Below are 13,809 nucleotides of genomic sequence, written 5' to 3' on the forward strand. Positions count from 1 at the left end.
GGGGCGGAGCCCCAGCAGGGTCCAGGGACGGAGTCCTTGGCAGGGTCCGGGACGGAGTCCCGGCGGGGGTGCTGGGGGCGGAGCCACCCAGCCGGGTTGAGGCCGGGAACAGCTCAGGGCACGCGCCGACGAAGGCCGCGGAAACGGAAGAAACACTCCCCCAATACCGCCCCTAAACGCCCCCACACATCACGATACGGACGAGGTACGACAACTCCCCCCACACCAAGCGCCAGGACAGCGCCCAGCGTCGGAGCGCTGGAGCCAAAGCCCCCCGCACACCCGGACGGGCGCTCGACCGACGACATCCACCCGCCCCACCGAACTCGCCCCGGGTTCACCCCACCCCCAACACCTCCGCACTCCACCCCAACGCCTCCGGCGTGTGCCACCCCGGCCGCTCCCCCGCCCCCACCATCGCCCGCCCAGCCGCGAAAGCATCCCGCCACTCCGGCCGACTCCGCTCGATCCGCCCCCACAACTCCCCCGCCTCCGCGCGATGTCCACGACTCACCAGGAACTCCATCAGGTCCTGCCCGAACCCCCAAGGCCCGAGAGGTCAACATGGACACCTGAAGCTCGATCCCCCGCCCCGCCCGGTTCCACTTGCTCTTCTGCAACCGGATCACCTCACGCCTTCCCCCGCCCCACCGCTCCAGCGCCTGCCGCGACCGAACCCAGCTGAACCCGTCGAGCATCCCCGCCAGACATGCCGCCCCCGCAGGCACGACCTCGCCCGGCTTCTCGGCCCCCACCAACCTGCCGGCAAGCCCGTCGTAGCGCACAGAATCCATCCCACGAATGCTGCCCGACCAGGACCCGCCGGCCGACATCCGCAAGCACCACCCCACCGCAACCCCCACACCACAAGGAGTATTGACAGTCCCGTCACCATCCCATAACCTCAGCTCACCTTTAAAGTTCCTTACTATTTATCGGAGGACGGGATGAGAAAGTCGCTCAGAGGCCTCTTATTAGGCGCCGTCGCACTGGTCGTCGCCCTCGGCTCGGCCCAACCCGCGCACGCGGCCGAGAACCTCGCCGCCACCTACAAGCTCGGCAGTGACTGGGGAACCGGCTACGGAGCCGACTACACGATCAAGAACACCGGCACCACCGCCTCGGCGTCCTGGACGCTGAAGTTCACCCTCGCCCCCGGACACCGCCTCACGGCCCTCTGGGAAGGCACCTACACGGTCTCCGGCCAGGACGTGACCGTCAAGAACACCGGCTGGAACGGCGCGATCAGCCCCGGCGCCTCCGTCAAGGTCGGCTTCAACGCCTCGTACTCCGGCGCTCAGGCGGCGCCCACGAACTGCACCGTCAACGGCACCTCCTGCTCCGGCGGCACACCCCCGGACGACACGCAGGCGCCGACCACGCCCACGAACCTCACCGCGCCGACCGCGACGAACAGCACCGTCTCCCTACAGTGGACGGCCAGCACCGACAACGTCGGCGTCACCGGCTACGACGTCTTCGTCAACGACGCGCAGTCGGCGACCGCGCCCGGTAACGCGACCTCCGCGATCATCGGCGGCCTCGCGGCGAACACGACCTACAACTTCAAGATCCGCGCCCGCGACGCCAAGGGCAACCTGTCCGGCTTCTCCAACGCCGTCGCCAAGAAGACCCTGGAGAACGGCGGCCCGGATCCCTCGTCGTACCGCAAGGTCGGCTACTTCACCCAGTGGGGCATCTACGCCCGCGGCTACCTCGTCAAGAGCATGGACACCAACGGCACGGCCGCCGACCTGACCCACATCAACTACGCCTTCGGCAACGTCAGTGAGCAGGGCCGCTGCTTCGAGGCCAACCAGGCCGGCGTCGGCGACGCGTGGGCCGACTACCAGCGCAAGTTCGGCGCGGCCGAGTCCGTCGACGGTGTCGGCGACGTCTACAACCAGCCGTTGGCGGGCAACTTCTACCAGCTCAAGAAGCTCAAGGCGAAGCACCCGAACCTCAAGGTGAACATCTCGCTGGGCGGCTGGACCTGGTCGAAGTACTTCTCCAACGCGGCCCTCCCGGCCAACCGCGCGGCCTTCGTGCAGAGCTGCATCGACCTCTACCTCAAGGGCAACCTGCCCTGCATCGGCGGAGAGGTGCAGTGCGGCAACGGTGTCGCCTACGGCGTCTTCGACGGCATCGACCTCGACTGGGAATGGCCGGGGTCGGAGGGGAACACCGGTAACGTCATCCGCCCCGAGGACAAGGCGAACTTCACCGCCCTGGTCGCGGAGTTCCGCAGGCAGCTCGACGCCTACGGTTCGACCGTCGGCAGGCACTTCGAGCTGACGGCCTTCCTCCCGGCCGACCCGGCGAAGATCACCGCCGGCATCGACGTCGCCGCGGTCATGCCGAACTTCGACTTCGTCACCGTCCAGGGCTACGACCTCTACGGCGCCTGGGGCCCGCAGACCAACCACCAGGCGCAGATCTACTCGCCCCCGGCCGACCCGTCGCCGACGAAGTGGTCGGGTGACCTCGCGATCAACGAGTACATCGCGCGCGGCGCGCCGCCGGCCAAACTCGTGCTCGGCGTGCCGGCCTTCGGCCGCGGCTGGGCGGGCGTCCCGGCGACCAACAACGGGCTCTACCAGACCTCGACCGGTCCGGCGCCCGGCACCTACGAGCAGGGCATCGAGGACTACGACGTCTTGAAGACCAAGCCCGGGACCAGATACACCGACGCCTCGGCGATGGCGATCTGGCTGTACTCCAACGGGCAGTTCTGGTCGTACGACGACGTCACGACGATGTCGAACAAGATGACCTACATCAAGAGCAAGAAGCTCGGTGGCGCGATGCTGTGGTCCGTCGACGGCGACGACGGCACGCTCAGCAACGCGATCGACCTCGGATTGCGCTGACCGCAGAGCGTTACGCGGCCCCACGTCCACTCGGGAACGTGGGGCCGTTCTCTGCACGAGAGGGGTGGGGGACCCCCGGACGGAACACGCGTCCCGGTCCCGCCGCGTCCTAAAGTGGAGACCCGCGTCGGTGCCGGCTCGGCGCGCCCTGCCAGGGCGTCCTCCTCGACGTCTACGGCGACCCGCGCGTCCCCTCCGGCGTGCGGATCGTCGGTGTTCGGCGCCGGCGTCGGATCCCCCGGCGCCGAGGCAGAGTTCCTTTATATCCGCAACTAACGATGGTCTTGGTGATATTCGTCATAATTAGCCCGAATCCTTCCCAGATGTCGGCAAGGACGGCCATCGAGCACGACCCGGTCGGCAGCCGGATACATCCGGAGGGGGTAGGCGGCGGCACCGTGCGCGGACGCGGGCTGATCTCGGCCGCGGGGACGGTCGCAGCCAGCACGTGACGACGGCGGCCGGCGCGGTCCCACCGCTGCGGCCGTCTCGAAATCAGGCCGCCAGGGCCTCGGCGCCCAGCATCCGGCGGATCTCGCGGACCGCCTCGCGTCCGGCGCGGTTGGCGCCGACCGTGCTCGCCGAGGGGCCGTATCCGACCAGGTGCACGCGGGGGTCGGCGGCCACGCGGGTCCCGTCCATGCGGATCCCGCCGCCGGGCTCGCGCAGGCGCAGGGGCGCCAGGTGGTCGAGGGAGGCGCGAAAGCCGGTCGCCCACACGATCACGTCGGCGGCGACGAAGCCACCGTCGTCCCAGGCCACGCCTTCGGGCGTGACGCGGTCGAACATGGGCTCGCGGTCCAGCACGCCCGACTCCAGGCCCGCGCGGATCGCCGGCGTGACGGGGTAACCGGTCGCGCGGATGACGCTCTCGGGCGGCAGGCCGGCGCGGACCCGCGCGTCGACGCGGGCGACGACCTCGCGGCCGTACTGCTCGGTCCAGGGCTCCTCGGTGAACTCCGGCGGTCTGCGCGTCACCCACGTGGTCTCGGCGGCGACCTCGGCGATCTCCATCAGGTGTCCCAGCGCGGAGGATCCGGCGCCGACCACGACCACGCGCTTGCCGGCGAACTCCTCGGCGGAGTGGAAGCCCGCGGTGTGTATGTGGCGGCCCTTGAAGGAGGCCATCCCGGGGTAGTGCGGCCAGAAGGGCTTCTCCCACGTGCCGGTCGCGTTGATGATCGCGCGCGCCGACCAGGAGCCCTTGTCGGTGTCGACGAGCAGCCGTCCCCCGACGGTCTCGTGCACCGACTTCACGTTCACCGGCCGCTGGACCCGCAGGTCGAAACGGCGTTCGTACTCGGCGAAGTAGGCGGGGACGACCTCGTTGGCCTTGGCCTTCGGGTCGAGGGTGTCGAAGCCCAGCGGCATGCCGGGCAGGTCGAAGATGCCGTTGACGGTGGCGACGGTGAGCGAGTCCCACCGGTGCAGCCAGGCGCCGCCGGGGGCCGGATTGTGGTCGAAGGCCACGTATCCGGTGCCCGGCTCGAATCCGGCGCGTCGAAGGTGGTGCACGGCCGATAGTCCGGCCTGGCCGGCGCCGATCACCACCACGTCCACGTCGTTGGTCACGCCACGGGACAACGATCCGGCGGCGGTTCGGATTCCGGGTTGTCGCGCACGTCACGACGGGCGTGACGTGCGCGACCGGTCAGTCCTCCACTATGGACAAGGCGCCCGACGGGCACAGGTCGCACGCCTCCCGGACGGCGTCCTCGTACGTCTTGTCCGGTTCGGCGATGAGCAGGATCACCCGCCCGTCGGCCTCGTCCTGATCGAACACGTCGGGTTCGGTCAGCACGCACTGCCCGGCACCCACGCACACGTCCCGATCTGCGATGACGCGCATGTTCCCTCCCATCACCAGGTGACCGGCACCTCACGGATGCCGTACACGAGCGCATCGTGCTTGTAGTGCAGGCTTTCGGCCTCGGCGGCCAGTGTCAAGCCGGGCACGCGGTCGAAGAGCGTCCGGTAGACGATCTCCAGTTCCATGCGCGCGAGGTTCTGCCCGAGGCACTGGTGGATGCCGTAGCCGAAGGCGACGTGGTTTCGCGCGTTGCGCGTGATGTCCAGCGCATCGGGATCGGGGTAGGCGCGCGGATCGCGGTTGGCGGCCAGGCCGGAGGCGATCAGTCCTTCGCCTTCGCGGATGATGACGCCGCCGACCTCCATGTCGGCCAGAGCGGTGCGCGCGGTGACCGAGTCGGCGATCGTGAAGAAGCGCAGCATCTCCTCGACGGCCTTCGGCATCAACGTCTCGGGGTCCTCGCGCAGGGCGCGCAGCTGCTCGGGGTCGTCGAGCAGCGCGACCGTGCCGAGGCTGATCATGTTCGCCGTCGTCTCGTGCCCGGCGATGAGCAGCAGCTGCGCGAGGCCGACGAGTTCCTCGGGGTCGTGGTCGCCGTTCTCCCTGCCCGCGACGATCAGGCGGCCGATGAGGTCGTCGGTGGGCGCCTTCTCCTTGCGTGCCACCAGTTCGTCGAAGTAGGCGCCGAGGTCGTCGAGGGCGGCCAGACCCGACTCCGGTCCGCGCGTGAAGTTGATGAGGGTGGCGGTGCGCTCCTGGAAGAAGTCGTGGTCGGCGTAGGGGACGCCCAGGAGTTCGCAGATGACCATCGAGGGGACCGGCAGGGACACCTTCTCGACGAGGTCGACGGGCCTGCCGTCCTTGCCGGCTTCGAGCAGGTCGTCGATGGAGGCGTCGACGATCTCCTGGACGCGCGGGCGCAGCTCCTTGGTGCGGCGGACGGTGAACTCGGTGATGACCGAGCGGCGCAGCCGCGTGTGGAAGGGCGGGTCGGTGCCGATCAGCGAGGGCTTGAACTGGCGGAATCGTTCCAGCTGCTCGGGATCGGGCCGCTGGAAGCGCACGGGGAAGTTGTCGTGCTTCCGGTCGGAGGACACGTGCGGGCTGGCGAGCACTTGGCGGACCTGGTCGTGGGCGGTGACGAGCCAGGCGATCCGTCCACTGGGAAGGGACACGCGCACCGGCCTGTCACCTTTGCGGATCTCTGCGTACTCCTGGGGTGGGTGGAACGGACAGGATCGCTGGGTCGGAAGTGCTGGAATCTCATCTATCGGCAGCTCAGAGGCATGGACATGGGACATGATTGGCCTCACTCTCGCTGAGAAGCGGAGGATTTTCTTCCGGTTGAGGCCCACTCTACGCAACCGGAGGGATACCGTCCAGATAGGACACCCAGAAAGGCACCCGAAACCGTGTCCCACGCCCCTGAACCCCGAGCCAAGGGCGCCGCCCCCGCCCCGCGTCGCGCCGACGCCCAGCGCAACCGCGAGCGGATCGTCGCCACCGCCCACCAGGCCTTCGTGCAACACGGCATCGGCGTGCCCATGGAGGAGATCGCCCGCCGCGCCGAGGTCGGCGTCGGGACCCTCTACCGGCACTTCGGCGACCGCGAGGCGCTGCTGCGGGCCGTCATCGCCGCCGGTGTCGACAGCCTGATCACCTTGTCCCGCAAGGAGACCGACCACGAGACCGATCCGTGGGGAGCGCTGTGCCGTTTCGTGCGGCGGTGCGTCGAGCTGCGGCTCGGTGCGCCCCTGTCGGCGCTGCGGCCCCGGCTCAAGGAGGCCGTGCGCGAGATCCCCGAGGTCGCCCACGCCCGCGCCACCCTGGTCGAGCTGCTGGAGCCGCTCATCGACGGCGCCCAGCTGCGCGGTGAGATGCGCCCCGACGTCGGTGCCGGCGACGTGCTGATCCTGCTGGGAATGCTGGTGCGGCACGAGTGCGAGACGTCCGAAGAGGACAAGTGGATCACCATGCGGCATGTCGAGATCGTGCTCGACGGGCTGCGCGCCAGGTCCGACTCGCCGCTGCCCGGCCGCCCCGTCGAGGGCTCCGACTCGCCGAGGTGGAACGTCTGACCCGCGCGGGCGCGTACCGTGGGGCGGTGGATGCGATCTTCGCCGAAGTCGACGGCGGCCAGGCCGAACTCGTGCCCGACCCCGGTCGCGAAGGGTCGTGGACCCTCTACGTGGCCTCCGTCGCGCAGTCCTATGTGGACATGACCGCGCCGAAGCGGCTTGAGTTCGAGTACGTGCGCAAGGTCGCCCGGATCCTCGACGCCGTCGGCAAACCCGGTGAGCCCATCCGCGTCCTGCACCTCGGTGCCGGCGCCCTCACCATCCCCCGGTACGTCGCCGCCTCGCGCCCCGGCTCCGAGCAGGAGGTCGTCGACCGCGACGGCAGGCTCCTCGACTTCGTGCTGGTGCACCTGCCCTTGCGACGGGCCGCGCGCGTCCGCCCGGTCGTCGCCGACGCCCGCGACGCCGTCGAAGCCGCCGAGGACGGGGCGTGGGACGTCGTCATCGGCGACATCTACAACGGCGCCCAGATGCCCGCCCACGTGTCGGGTGTGGAGTTCGCCCGATCGGTCGCGCGGATCCTCGCGCCGGGGGGCGTGTACGCGCTGAACGTCACCGACCTGCCCATGCTCACCTTCACCCGGCGGCTCACCGCCGGACTGCGCGAGGTCTTCGACGACGTCATGCTGCTCGGCGAACCCGGCATGCTGCGCGGACGGAGGTACGGGAACCTCGTGCTGGCCGCGGCCGTCGACGAGCTGCCCGCCGGACTCGCGGCGGCCGGCGGGAAGGGCGTCGTTCACGGGCCGGCGCTGGCGAAGTTCGTCGCGGGCGCCCGGCCGCTGTCGGACGAGGCGCCGGAGGCTTCGCCGGGGTAGGGGTGGGTTACGGGCGGTGGTCGAGGAAGGCGAAGGCGGCGGGCTTCCGAGCTGGCCGCTTGGGCGGGGCAGCGCCTGCGAGAACCAGCGTTCCGCCCGCGAACAGGGCGGCGGCCGTGGCAGTAATGCGTTTGTGGATCATGCATCTCCTTGTGAGGTGAGGATGCGCCCGGGCGAGGTTTGGCCCTGGGCTTCCTGAGCTCCGCAAGTATCGGATGAAGGCCGTACGAGAACCTCGCGCGATTCTTGGCCGGTTGGCACAAGTTTCACGGGGAGGTGATCCCCGGTGAAGACCTCCACCACCGCCACCGCTCGCGCGATCGAGGACGCCGCCCGGCGCTTCGTGCCGCGTGTGGTTCTTGACGGCGTGGACATCTCCGCCGCAGTGGTCGCGATCCGTGGCACCCGGTCTCTGTCGGGTGGTCTGCCCGACGACGTCGCGGTGATCGAGGGTGTTGGCGCGGCCCGGCCCGGCGTCTCTGTACACATCGTCAACCGACGCATGGTCGATCACCGGCACCACCACCGCCCATGTTCCACCCGGGATCACCCCGGGGCCGGCGCGGTCGCTGCGTATCGAAGCATGGGTAAGGCCGCCAAGTTCCACAACCGGTTACCCCTCGACGCCACCGGCCCGCGCTCTACATGGGCCCACCTGTCCGCCGTGGCCGATTCGCTCATGGCCCGGGTGATCGTTCAGACACCGGCCACCGGGGCGACCACCCGGACTCTGACGACGGCCCGCGCCATCACCGCACCGTCCATAAAAGACTCACTAGACCGCGCCCGCAACATCGTGTCCACCATCGCCCACACCGGAAGCGCGATCTGCCAGCAGAACCCGTGGACCTACAGCGGTGACCCGATCGAGATCCACCACACCCAACCGTCCCCGTCGAGGCCGCATGGTCGGGTCCACTCCTCTACGAAACCCCCACCGCGTTCACCGCCCGAGCCAGCGACCCCGGCGGCGAACAGTCATGGATCTACCTCGACTACGCCCACACCCCGACCGGATCGGGGACCCGGTGTCCCCGGCGCTGATCTCGGCGCGGCTGGTCGCCATCACCGGGCACGCCGCGACGATCGCCGTTACTTCGACAGCTACCCGAACCGTGGCGAAGGCGTTCGGCCCCTACACCTACGCCGACCCCACCAACGGGTGGCTTCAAACCGGGCAGGCCGACAACCGGGCCGCCGCGACCCGCGACGGCTACCGCCAACGCCTCCGACCTACGCGCCACCCCCTGATACGTCATCGCCGAACACGGCCGAGACTCCAGAGCCTCGGCCGTGTCAAAAAGGCCGCCTACACGCAGCGCCCCCACTGGAAACAGAAGCATCTACCGGTGTCGTGGCGAATCCCGCATGCGACCCAGTACGTGTTGGCGCAGTAAGAACGACACGGGGTCGACGCCGCTGCCGTCGCCTTCGGTGCCACACGGCCCAGCAACCAGTCACTCGCTCGTCCAACGGCCTTCACAGGCTTTCTCCTTTGCTCGCGCGAACAGTGGCCCGAACCTACGGCCCCCGCACGCGCGAAACCTTGACCGGACCTTGACAGGACCTTGACCGCCCACGCCGCCCTGATGCCCTAAGGAGTACTGAGCCCATGTCCGCCAACCCCAACCCAAGCCGGATCACCGGCGCCATGTGGCGGCTGTGGGAAGAGACCCGCGCCGCGATCCCCGGAATCCTCCTCGGCGGGATCCGGGCACCGAAGCCCGACTGTCACGGCACCCGCCACAACGCGCCACCCGGCGGGATCGCGTCGGCGAACATGCGCCACGCACGTGGCCGAACGGTCGGCGCCGCCCCGTCCGGAACAGCCGATATCGCTTCGCTCAAGATTCTCCGCCCACGCCCGGCCGACCGTGAGCCTCAAATCGATCACGAAGGAGAATCACATGCGCAAGACCACCAGGAAGTCCCTCCTCGCCACCGCCCTCACCGGCGCGGCCACCGCCCTCGCCGTCTTCGGCATCGCGGGCATGGCGCAGGCGGCCGACGCCGTCCGTGCGGGTCTGCACCGTCGACGGCTCGGCCGACACCACCCCCACCAACTGCAAGACCAAGACCATCAGCGAGTAAGGGCGGGGCACCCGGCGGAGAGTCGGGGAACCCCCGTCCGACTCCCAGCCTTCCCGGCAGGCCCGCGTCCGGGGACCGGCCGGGGCGTTGGCGTCGGTCGCGAGAACCGCCTGGACCGCCCACGCCGCACGACGTCGCGACCACCCCCACCTCACCCCCGATGATGCGCAAGCCGCCGGTGCGAGTCCCCCTCCACCCCGTGCGGGTCCGTGTGCACCGTCGCCCCCGCCAGGTGCCCGACCCGATGGAACAACCGGTGCTCGGCCTCCACCGTGATCTCATGCGCGGCGGCGACCGTCAACTCGGCCGCCACCTGGACGTCGCATTCCGCCCGCAACCGGTGCCCGACCCACCGCAGCCGCACCGCCCCCACCCCTGCGACCCCCGGCGTACCCCGCAGCACCTCCTCCACGGCGTCGACCAACGACGGGTCCACCGCGTCCATGAGCCGCCGATAAACCTCGCGGGCCGCGTCCTTGAGCACCAGCAGGATCGCCGCGGTGATCAGCAACCCCACCGCCGGGTCGGCCCACCGCCAGCCCAGCGCGGCACCGCCGGCCCCCAGCAGCACCGCCAGGGAGGTGAACCCGTCGGTGCGGGCGTGCAGCCCGTCGGCGACCAGCGCGGCCGACCCGATCCGCCGCCCGACGCGGATGCGATACCGCGCGACCAGTTCGTTGCCGATGAAGCCGATGACCCCGGCGGCGGCGACCCATCCGACGTGACTCATGTCGCGCGGCTCGACCAGTCGGCGGATCGCCTCGTAGGCGGCGAAGAACGCCGAGGCGGCGATCGTGAGCACGATGACGATCCCGGCCAGGTCCTCGGCCCGGCCGTACCCGTAGGTGTGCGAGCGGGTCGCGACGCGTCGCCCGAGGACGAACGCGATGCCCAGGGGGACGGCGGTCAGCGCGTCGGCCGCGTTGTGGAAGGTGTCGCCCAGCAGCGCCACCGAACCCGAGAAGTACACGACGACGCCCTGCGCGAGCGCGGTCGCCCCCAGCACGGCCAGGGAGATCCACAGGGCCCGCATGCCCTCCTTCGACGACTCCAGGGCCGTGTCGACCTTGTCGGCCGTGTCGTGTGAATGCGGCTTGAGCAGGTGCGACAGGCGATGCGTCAAGGACCGTCGAGCGCCGTCGTGTGCGTGATGCCCATGATCGTGCGGGTGGCTCATCGTCGTCTCCCGGCGTCATGCGTGGGGTGGGCGTCCACCTGGCATAATACGTGCTCATGTACGCACGCGACAACGATGCAAATGCCAACGAGAGGCGAGAGCAACCCGATGGCGAGCTGATCGACGCGGCGGTCACGGCCTTGAAGATGCTCGCCGACCCCACCCGGCTGCGGCTGTTGTGGCTGCTCAGCGAGGGCGAGCACGACGTGGGGAGCCTGACGGCGGCCGTCGGTGCCGCGCGGCCGGCCGTCTCCCAGCACCTGTCGAAACTCCAGTTGGCCGGCCTGGTCGCCTCCCGCCGGGAGGGCCGCCGGGCAATCTACCGCGCGCGCGGCGGGCACGTGCGGCGCCTGGTCGCCGAGGCCCTGCACGCCGCGTCCCACCATGTCCACAAGCTCGCCGAGCACGACTGAACCGGCCCGCATCGGGGACGTGGCCGCCGGGCGGTCGCTACAGAGCGGGAACCGACCCTCCCGCCCCTCCCAATCGCCCGCCCGCTCAGGCACACTCGCCCGATGAGCCTCACCGCCGACTGGTACCGCAGCTTCGCCGTCCGCCAGGCCCGCGGCAAGTCCCGCTCATACGAACGCCTCGCCCACTTCGTCGCCCAGGAGACCCGCCTCCTGCACCTGCTCGACGAACTCCCCGAACCCAAGCGCCAGCCCAATCTCCTGTTCGGCGCGACCCGCTACCTCGGCGGCCCGACCCGCAGCACCGCCGAGTTCCACGACTGGCTCCTGTGGCACTGGGACGAGGTCTCGGAGGTCATGCTGGCCCGCCGCACGCAGACCAACGAGCCCGGCCGCTGCGCCGCCCTGCTCCCCCTGCTCGCCTCGCTCCCGCAACCGTTGGCGCTACTGGAGGTCGGCGCCTCAGCGGGCCTGTGCCTCTACCCCGACCGCTACCGGTACCGCTACAACGGCCGCACGATAGGCGATCCGCGCAGCGCCGTCCTGCTCGAATGCGCGACCGACGGCGGTGTCCCGATCCCGGAGCGCCCGCCGACGGTGGTCTGGCGGGCGGGCCTCGACTTGAACCCGCTCGACATCGCCGACGACGACGTCCTTCGCTGGCTCAACGCCCTGATCTGGCCGGAGCACGAGCATCGCCGCGCCCGGCTGAAGGCCGCCGCGCGCATCGCCCGCGCCGACCCTCCGCACCTCGTGAAGGGCGACCTGCTCACCGACCTCGCCGGCCTGGCCGCGCAGGCGCCCGCCGACGCCACGCTCGTCGTCTTCCACAGCGCGGTGCTCACCTACATCCGCGACGAGTCGCAGCGCGAGGCCTTCGCCGAGACCGTCGCATCCCTTCCGGGGCACTGGATCTCGAACGAGGACGTGAAGGTCTTCCCGCGCCACGCGGTGCCGGTCGCGCAGCCCGACGACGGCCCCGAACCGGGCGTCGTGGCCCTCGACGGCCGCGCGGTCGCGCTGAGCGGACCGCACGGCGAGACGCTGCGCTGGCTGTAGGGGGTCTACTCCGGGATTCCGAGCCGTCCCCGGTAGGGGTGCCGGCGCTCCCAGGTCTCCTCCCACAGCACCAGCTGCGCCTCCCAGAACGGCAGGTCGGGCCGGTAGGGCTGGGTCGTCCCCGCTTTCGGTGCGCGGTAGGCGATCAGGCCCCACCACTCCTCGATGCGCTCCACGGCGTACTTCAGCGGCACGACCGCGCCGCGGTCGAGGAACTGGTGCCGGACGGTCACCTTGTCGCGGGTGAACGTCGTCGTGTGCGCCTCGGCGGTGAAGGTCTCCACATCGGACTGTCCGGTGAGGACGTCGTCGGCCATCTGCAGCGCGTCCAGGCAGCGCATGGGGCTGTAGTTCACACCGAGCTTCAGCCACGCGGCGAACTCCGCGTACGCGGCCTCGCCGTCTCCCAGCTCGACGGCGATGTCGCCGTCGGCGTCGACCGTGAATCTCACGCCTGCGTGTCCTTCCGGTTACTGATTGAAGCTCGGGAAGCCGTGGCCGATGTTACCGGTCGCCGGGTCGTACCAGCCCTCGATCTTGACGCCGTCGTGCGTACCGGTCCAGGTGCCGGTCACCGGGTCCTTCTTGCCGTTGGCGAAGGCGTCCGAGGTGGCGTTGTCGATCTTCTGCGAGTCCCAGTCGTCGGGGAAGAACGCGCTGGTCCCGTCGCCCTGCTTGGGCACCCACTCCGGCGGCGGGTTGTCGTTCTTGAACTCGACCTTGCCGGAGTAGACGCCGTTGGGGTGCTTCTGGGTGACCTCGGTGGTGCGGCGGTCGTCGAAGTCGTTGCCGCCGGGCCTGCTGTGGTAACCCCTGCCGACGCGCGCGCCGGTCTCGGCGTCGGTCTTGAGCTCGCCGTGCTGCTGGTGCCGCAGTCCCTTGCCGGACATGCGATCGCCGCGTCCGGGCCGGTGCTTGAACTTGTCCAGGTACTTCAGTGCCAGCTTCACCGGATTCGGCCCGCTGCCGCCGCCACCCTTCTTCTTCGCCACGAGTCGCCCTATCCGAGGAGTTTGAAGACGGCTTCTTGCATCAGGTTCGAGATGACCTGCCGGGCCAGCTGCTGGAACAGCGGGATCTGCAGCAGGGAGGCGCCGAAGGTCACGGCGGCCTCGGCGACCGCGATGGCGATCTGCACGGCGAGGATGACCAGCTGGACGATCACCATGATCTTCAGCGCGATCACGATGACCCCGCAGATGATCATCCCGGCGCCGCCGATCAGGGCGGCGGTGGCACCGTTGTCGAGGGTGGAGACGGGCCCGTCGTCGCCGGTCCACCAGCCTTTGAAGGCGTCGATCTCGGCGCCCAGGTTGCCGTCCCAGACACCGCCCGCGGCGGCGTTGGCCTCGGCGATGACACCGTCGAGTTCACCCGACAGGTCCATCCAGGCCTGGCCCATCTCGATGAGCGACTCCTCGTTCGATGCGGGCCAGTCGTAGCCGAGCAGGCCGAGCAGGTCGGCGAGTTCGGAAGGGAGCATCAGCGCCATCGGT

Annotated in this window: 13 protein-coding genes; 6 read left to right on the plus strand and 7 right to left on the minus strand. The window is 69.9% G+C overall.

What is annotated here, in order from left to right:
• The first annotated feature begins 947 nt into the window (after nucleotides 1-947).
• Nucleotides 948-2,870, plus strand: a complete 1,923-nt coding sequence (locus AB0I28_RS35435; RefSeq protein WP_357500157.1) for a glycoside hydrolase family 18 chitinase — start codon at nucleotides 948-950, stop codon at nucleotides 2,868-2,870.
• 495 nt (nucleotides 2,871-3,365) lie between these two features.
• On the opposite strand, the gene AB0I28_RS35440 is transcribed toward AB0I28_RS35435, so the two are convergent.
• The 3 genes from AB0I28_RS35440 to AB0I28_RS35450 form a co-directional block, all read right to left on the minus strand.
• Nucleotides 3,366-4,442: an NAD(P)-binding domain-containing protein gene (locus tag AB0I28_RS35440; RefSeq protein ID WP_357500159.1), complete on the minus strand. Its 1,077-nt coding sequence runs from the start codon at nucleotides 4,440-4,442 to the stop codon at nucleotides 3,366-3,368.
• A 79-nt stretch (nucleotides 4,443-4,521) separates the two neighbouring features.
• Complete coding sequence (locus tag AB0I28_RS35445; RefSeq protein ID WP_357500161.1) at nucleotides 4,522-4,719, minus strand: (4Fe-4S)-binding protein; 198 nt, start codon at nucleotides 4,717-4,719, stop codon at nucleotides 4,522-4,524.
• A gap of 11 nt (nucleotides 4,720-4,730) precedes the next feature.
• The gene (locus AB0I28_RS35450; RefSeq protein WP_357500163.1) at nucleotides 4,731-5,861 is read right to left on the minus strand and encodes a cytochrome P450; all 1,131 of its coding nucleotides are present in this window, start codon (nucleotides 5,859-5,861) and stop codon (nucleotides 4,731-4,733) included.
• 231 nt (nucleotides 5,862-6,092) lie between these two features.
• On the opposite strand from AB0I28_RS35450, the gene AB0I28_RS35455 reads away from it, so the two are divergent.
• The 3 genes from AB0I28_RS35455 to AB0I28_RS35465 all read left to right on the plus strand — a co-directional run bounded on the left by AB0I28_RS35455 (nucleotide 6,093) and on the right by AB0I28_RS35465 (nucleotide 8,973).
• Nucleotides 6,093-6,758, plus strand: a complete 666-nt coding sequence (locus AB0I28_RS35455) for a TetR/AcrR family transcriptional regulator (protein ID WP_357500165.1) — start codon at nucleotides 6,093-6,095, stop codon at nucleotides 6,756-6,758.
• A gap of 26 nt (nucleotides 6,759-6,784) precedes the next feature.
• On the plus strand, nucleotides 6,785-7,576 hold the full coding sequence (locus AB0I28_RS35460; RefSeq protein WP_357500167.1) for a fused MFS/spermidine synthase: 792 nt from the start codon (nucleotides 6,785-6,787) through the stop codon (nucleotides 7,574-7,576).
• A gap of 980 nt (nucleotides 7,577-8,556) precedes the next feature.
• Nucleotides 8,557-8,973, plus strand: a complete 417-nt coding sequence (locus AB0I28_RS35465; protein ID WP_357500169.1) for a hypothetical protein — start codon at nucleotides 8,557-8,559, stop codon at nucleotides 8,971-8,973.
• Between the two features lie 845 nt (nucleotides 8,974-9,818).
• Here the strand turns inward: AB0I28_RS35465 and AB0I28_RS35470 are convergent.
• On the minus strand, nucleotides 9,819-10,790 hold the full coding sequence (locus AB0I28_RS35470; RefSeq protein WP_357500171.1) for a cation diffusion facilitator family transporter: 972 nt from the start codon (nucleotides 10,788-10,790) through the stop codon (nucleotides 9,819-9,821).
• 110 nt (nucleotides 10,791-10,900) lie between these two features.
• Between AB0I28_RS35470 and AB0I28_RS35475 the strand changes: the two genes are divergently transcribed.
• Nucleotides 10,901-11,257: a metalloregulator ArsR/SmtB family transcription factor gene (locus AB0I28_RS35475; RefSeq protein ID WP_357500174.1), complete on the plus strand. Its 357-nt coding sequence runs from the start codon at nucleotides 10,901-10,903 to the stop codon at nucleotides 11,255-11,257.
• Between the two features lie 102 nt (nucleotides 11,258-11,359).
• Nucleotides 11,360-12,313 carry a DUF2332 domain-containing protein gene (locus AB0I28_RS35480; protein WP_357500176.1) on the plus strand — a complete coding sequence of 318 codons (954 nt, stop codon included), beginning with the start codon at nucleotides 11,360-11,362 and terminating at the stop codon, nucleotides 12,311-12,313.
• Between the two features lie 5 nt (nucleotides 12,314-12,318).
• On the opposite strand, the gene AB0I28_RS35485 is transcribed toward AB0I28_RS35480, so the two are convergent.
• Genes AB0I28_RS35485 through AB0I28_RS35495 form a run of 3 tightly spaced genes read right to left on the minus strand, consistent with a single transcriptional unit; the run spans nucleotide 12,319 to nucleotide 13,805 of the window.
• Nucleotides 12,319-12,765 carry a hypothetical protein gene (locus tag AB0I28_RS35485; RefSeq protein WP_357500177.1) on the minus strand — a complete coding sequence of 149 codons (447 nt, stop codon included), beginning with the start codon at nucleotides 12,763-12,765 and terminating at the stop codon, nucleotides 12,319-12,321.
• A gap of 18 nt (nucleotides 12,766-12,783) precedes the next feature.
• Nucleotides 12,784-13,305: an EndoU domain-containing protein gene (locus AB0I28_RS35490; RefSeq protein WP_357500178.1), complete on the minus strand. Its 522-nt coding sequence runs from the start codon at nucleotides 13,303-13,305 to the stop codon at nucleotides 12,784-12,786.
• Between the two features lie 8 nt (nucleotides 13,306-13,313).
• The gene (locus tag AB0I28_RS35495; RefSeq protein WP_357500179.1) at nucleotides 13,314-13,805 is read right to left on the minus strand and encodes a hypothetical protein; all 492 of its coding nucleotides are present in this window, start codon (nucleotides 13,803-13,805) and stop codon (nucleotides 13,314-13,316) included.
• Nucleotides 13,806-13,809: the final 4 nt, after the last annotated feature.

The sequence above is a fragment of the Phytomonospora sp. NPDC050363 genome, assembly GCF_040655735.1.
Taxonomy (GTDB): domain Bacteria; phylum Actinomycetota; class Actinomycetes; order Mycobacteriales; family Micromonosporaceae; genus Phytomonospora.

Bases quoted from the DNA above. Each gene is read 5' to 3' on its own strand.
- AB0I28_RS35495 (WP_357500179.1), bottom strand. From the start codon at position 13,805: ATGGCGCTGATGCTCCCTTCCGAACTCGCCGACCTGCTCGGCCTGCTC.
- AB0I28_RS35445 (WP_357500161.1), bottom strand. From the start codon at position 4,719: ATGCGCGTCATCGCAGATCGGGACGTGTGCGTGGGTGCCGGGCAGTGC.
- AB0I28_RS35465 (WP_357500169.1), top strand. From the start codon at position 8,557: ATGGATCTACCTCGACTACGCCCACACCCCGACCGGATCGGGGACCCG.
- AB0I28_RS35480 (WP_357500176.1), top strand. From the start codon at position 11,360: ATGAGCCTCACCGCCGACTGGTACCGCAGCTTCGCCGTCCGCCAGGCC.
- AB0I28_RS35435 (WP_357500157.1), top strand. From the start codon at position 948: ATGAGAAAGTCGCTCAGAGGCCTCTTATTAGGCGCCGTCGCACTGGTC.
- AB0I28_RS35475 (WP_357500174.1), top strand. From the start codon at position 10,901: ATGTACGCACGCGACAACGATGCAAATGCCAACGAGAGGCGAGAGCAA.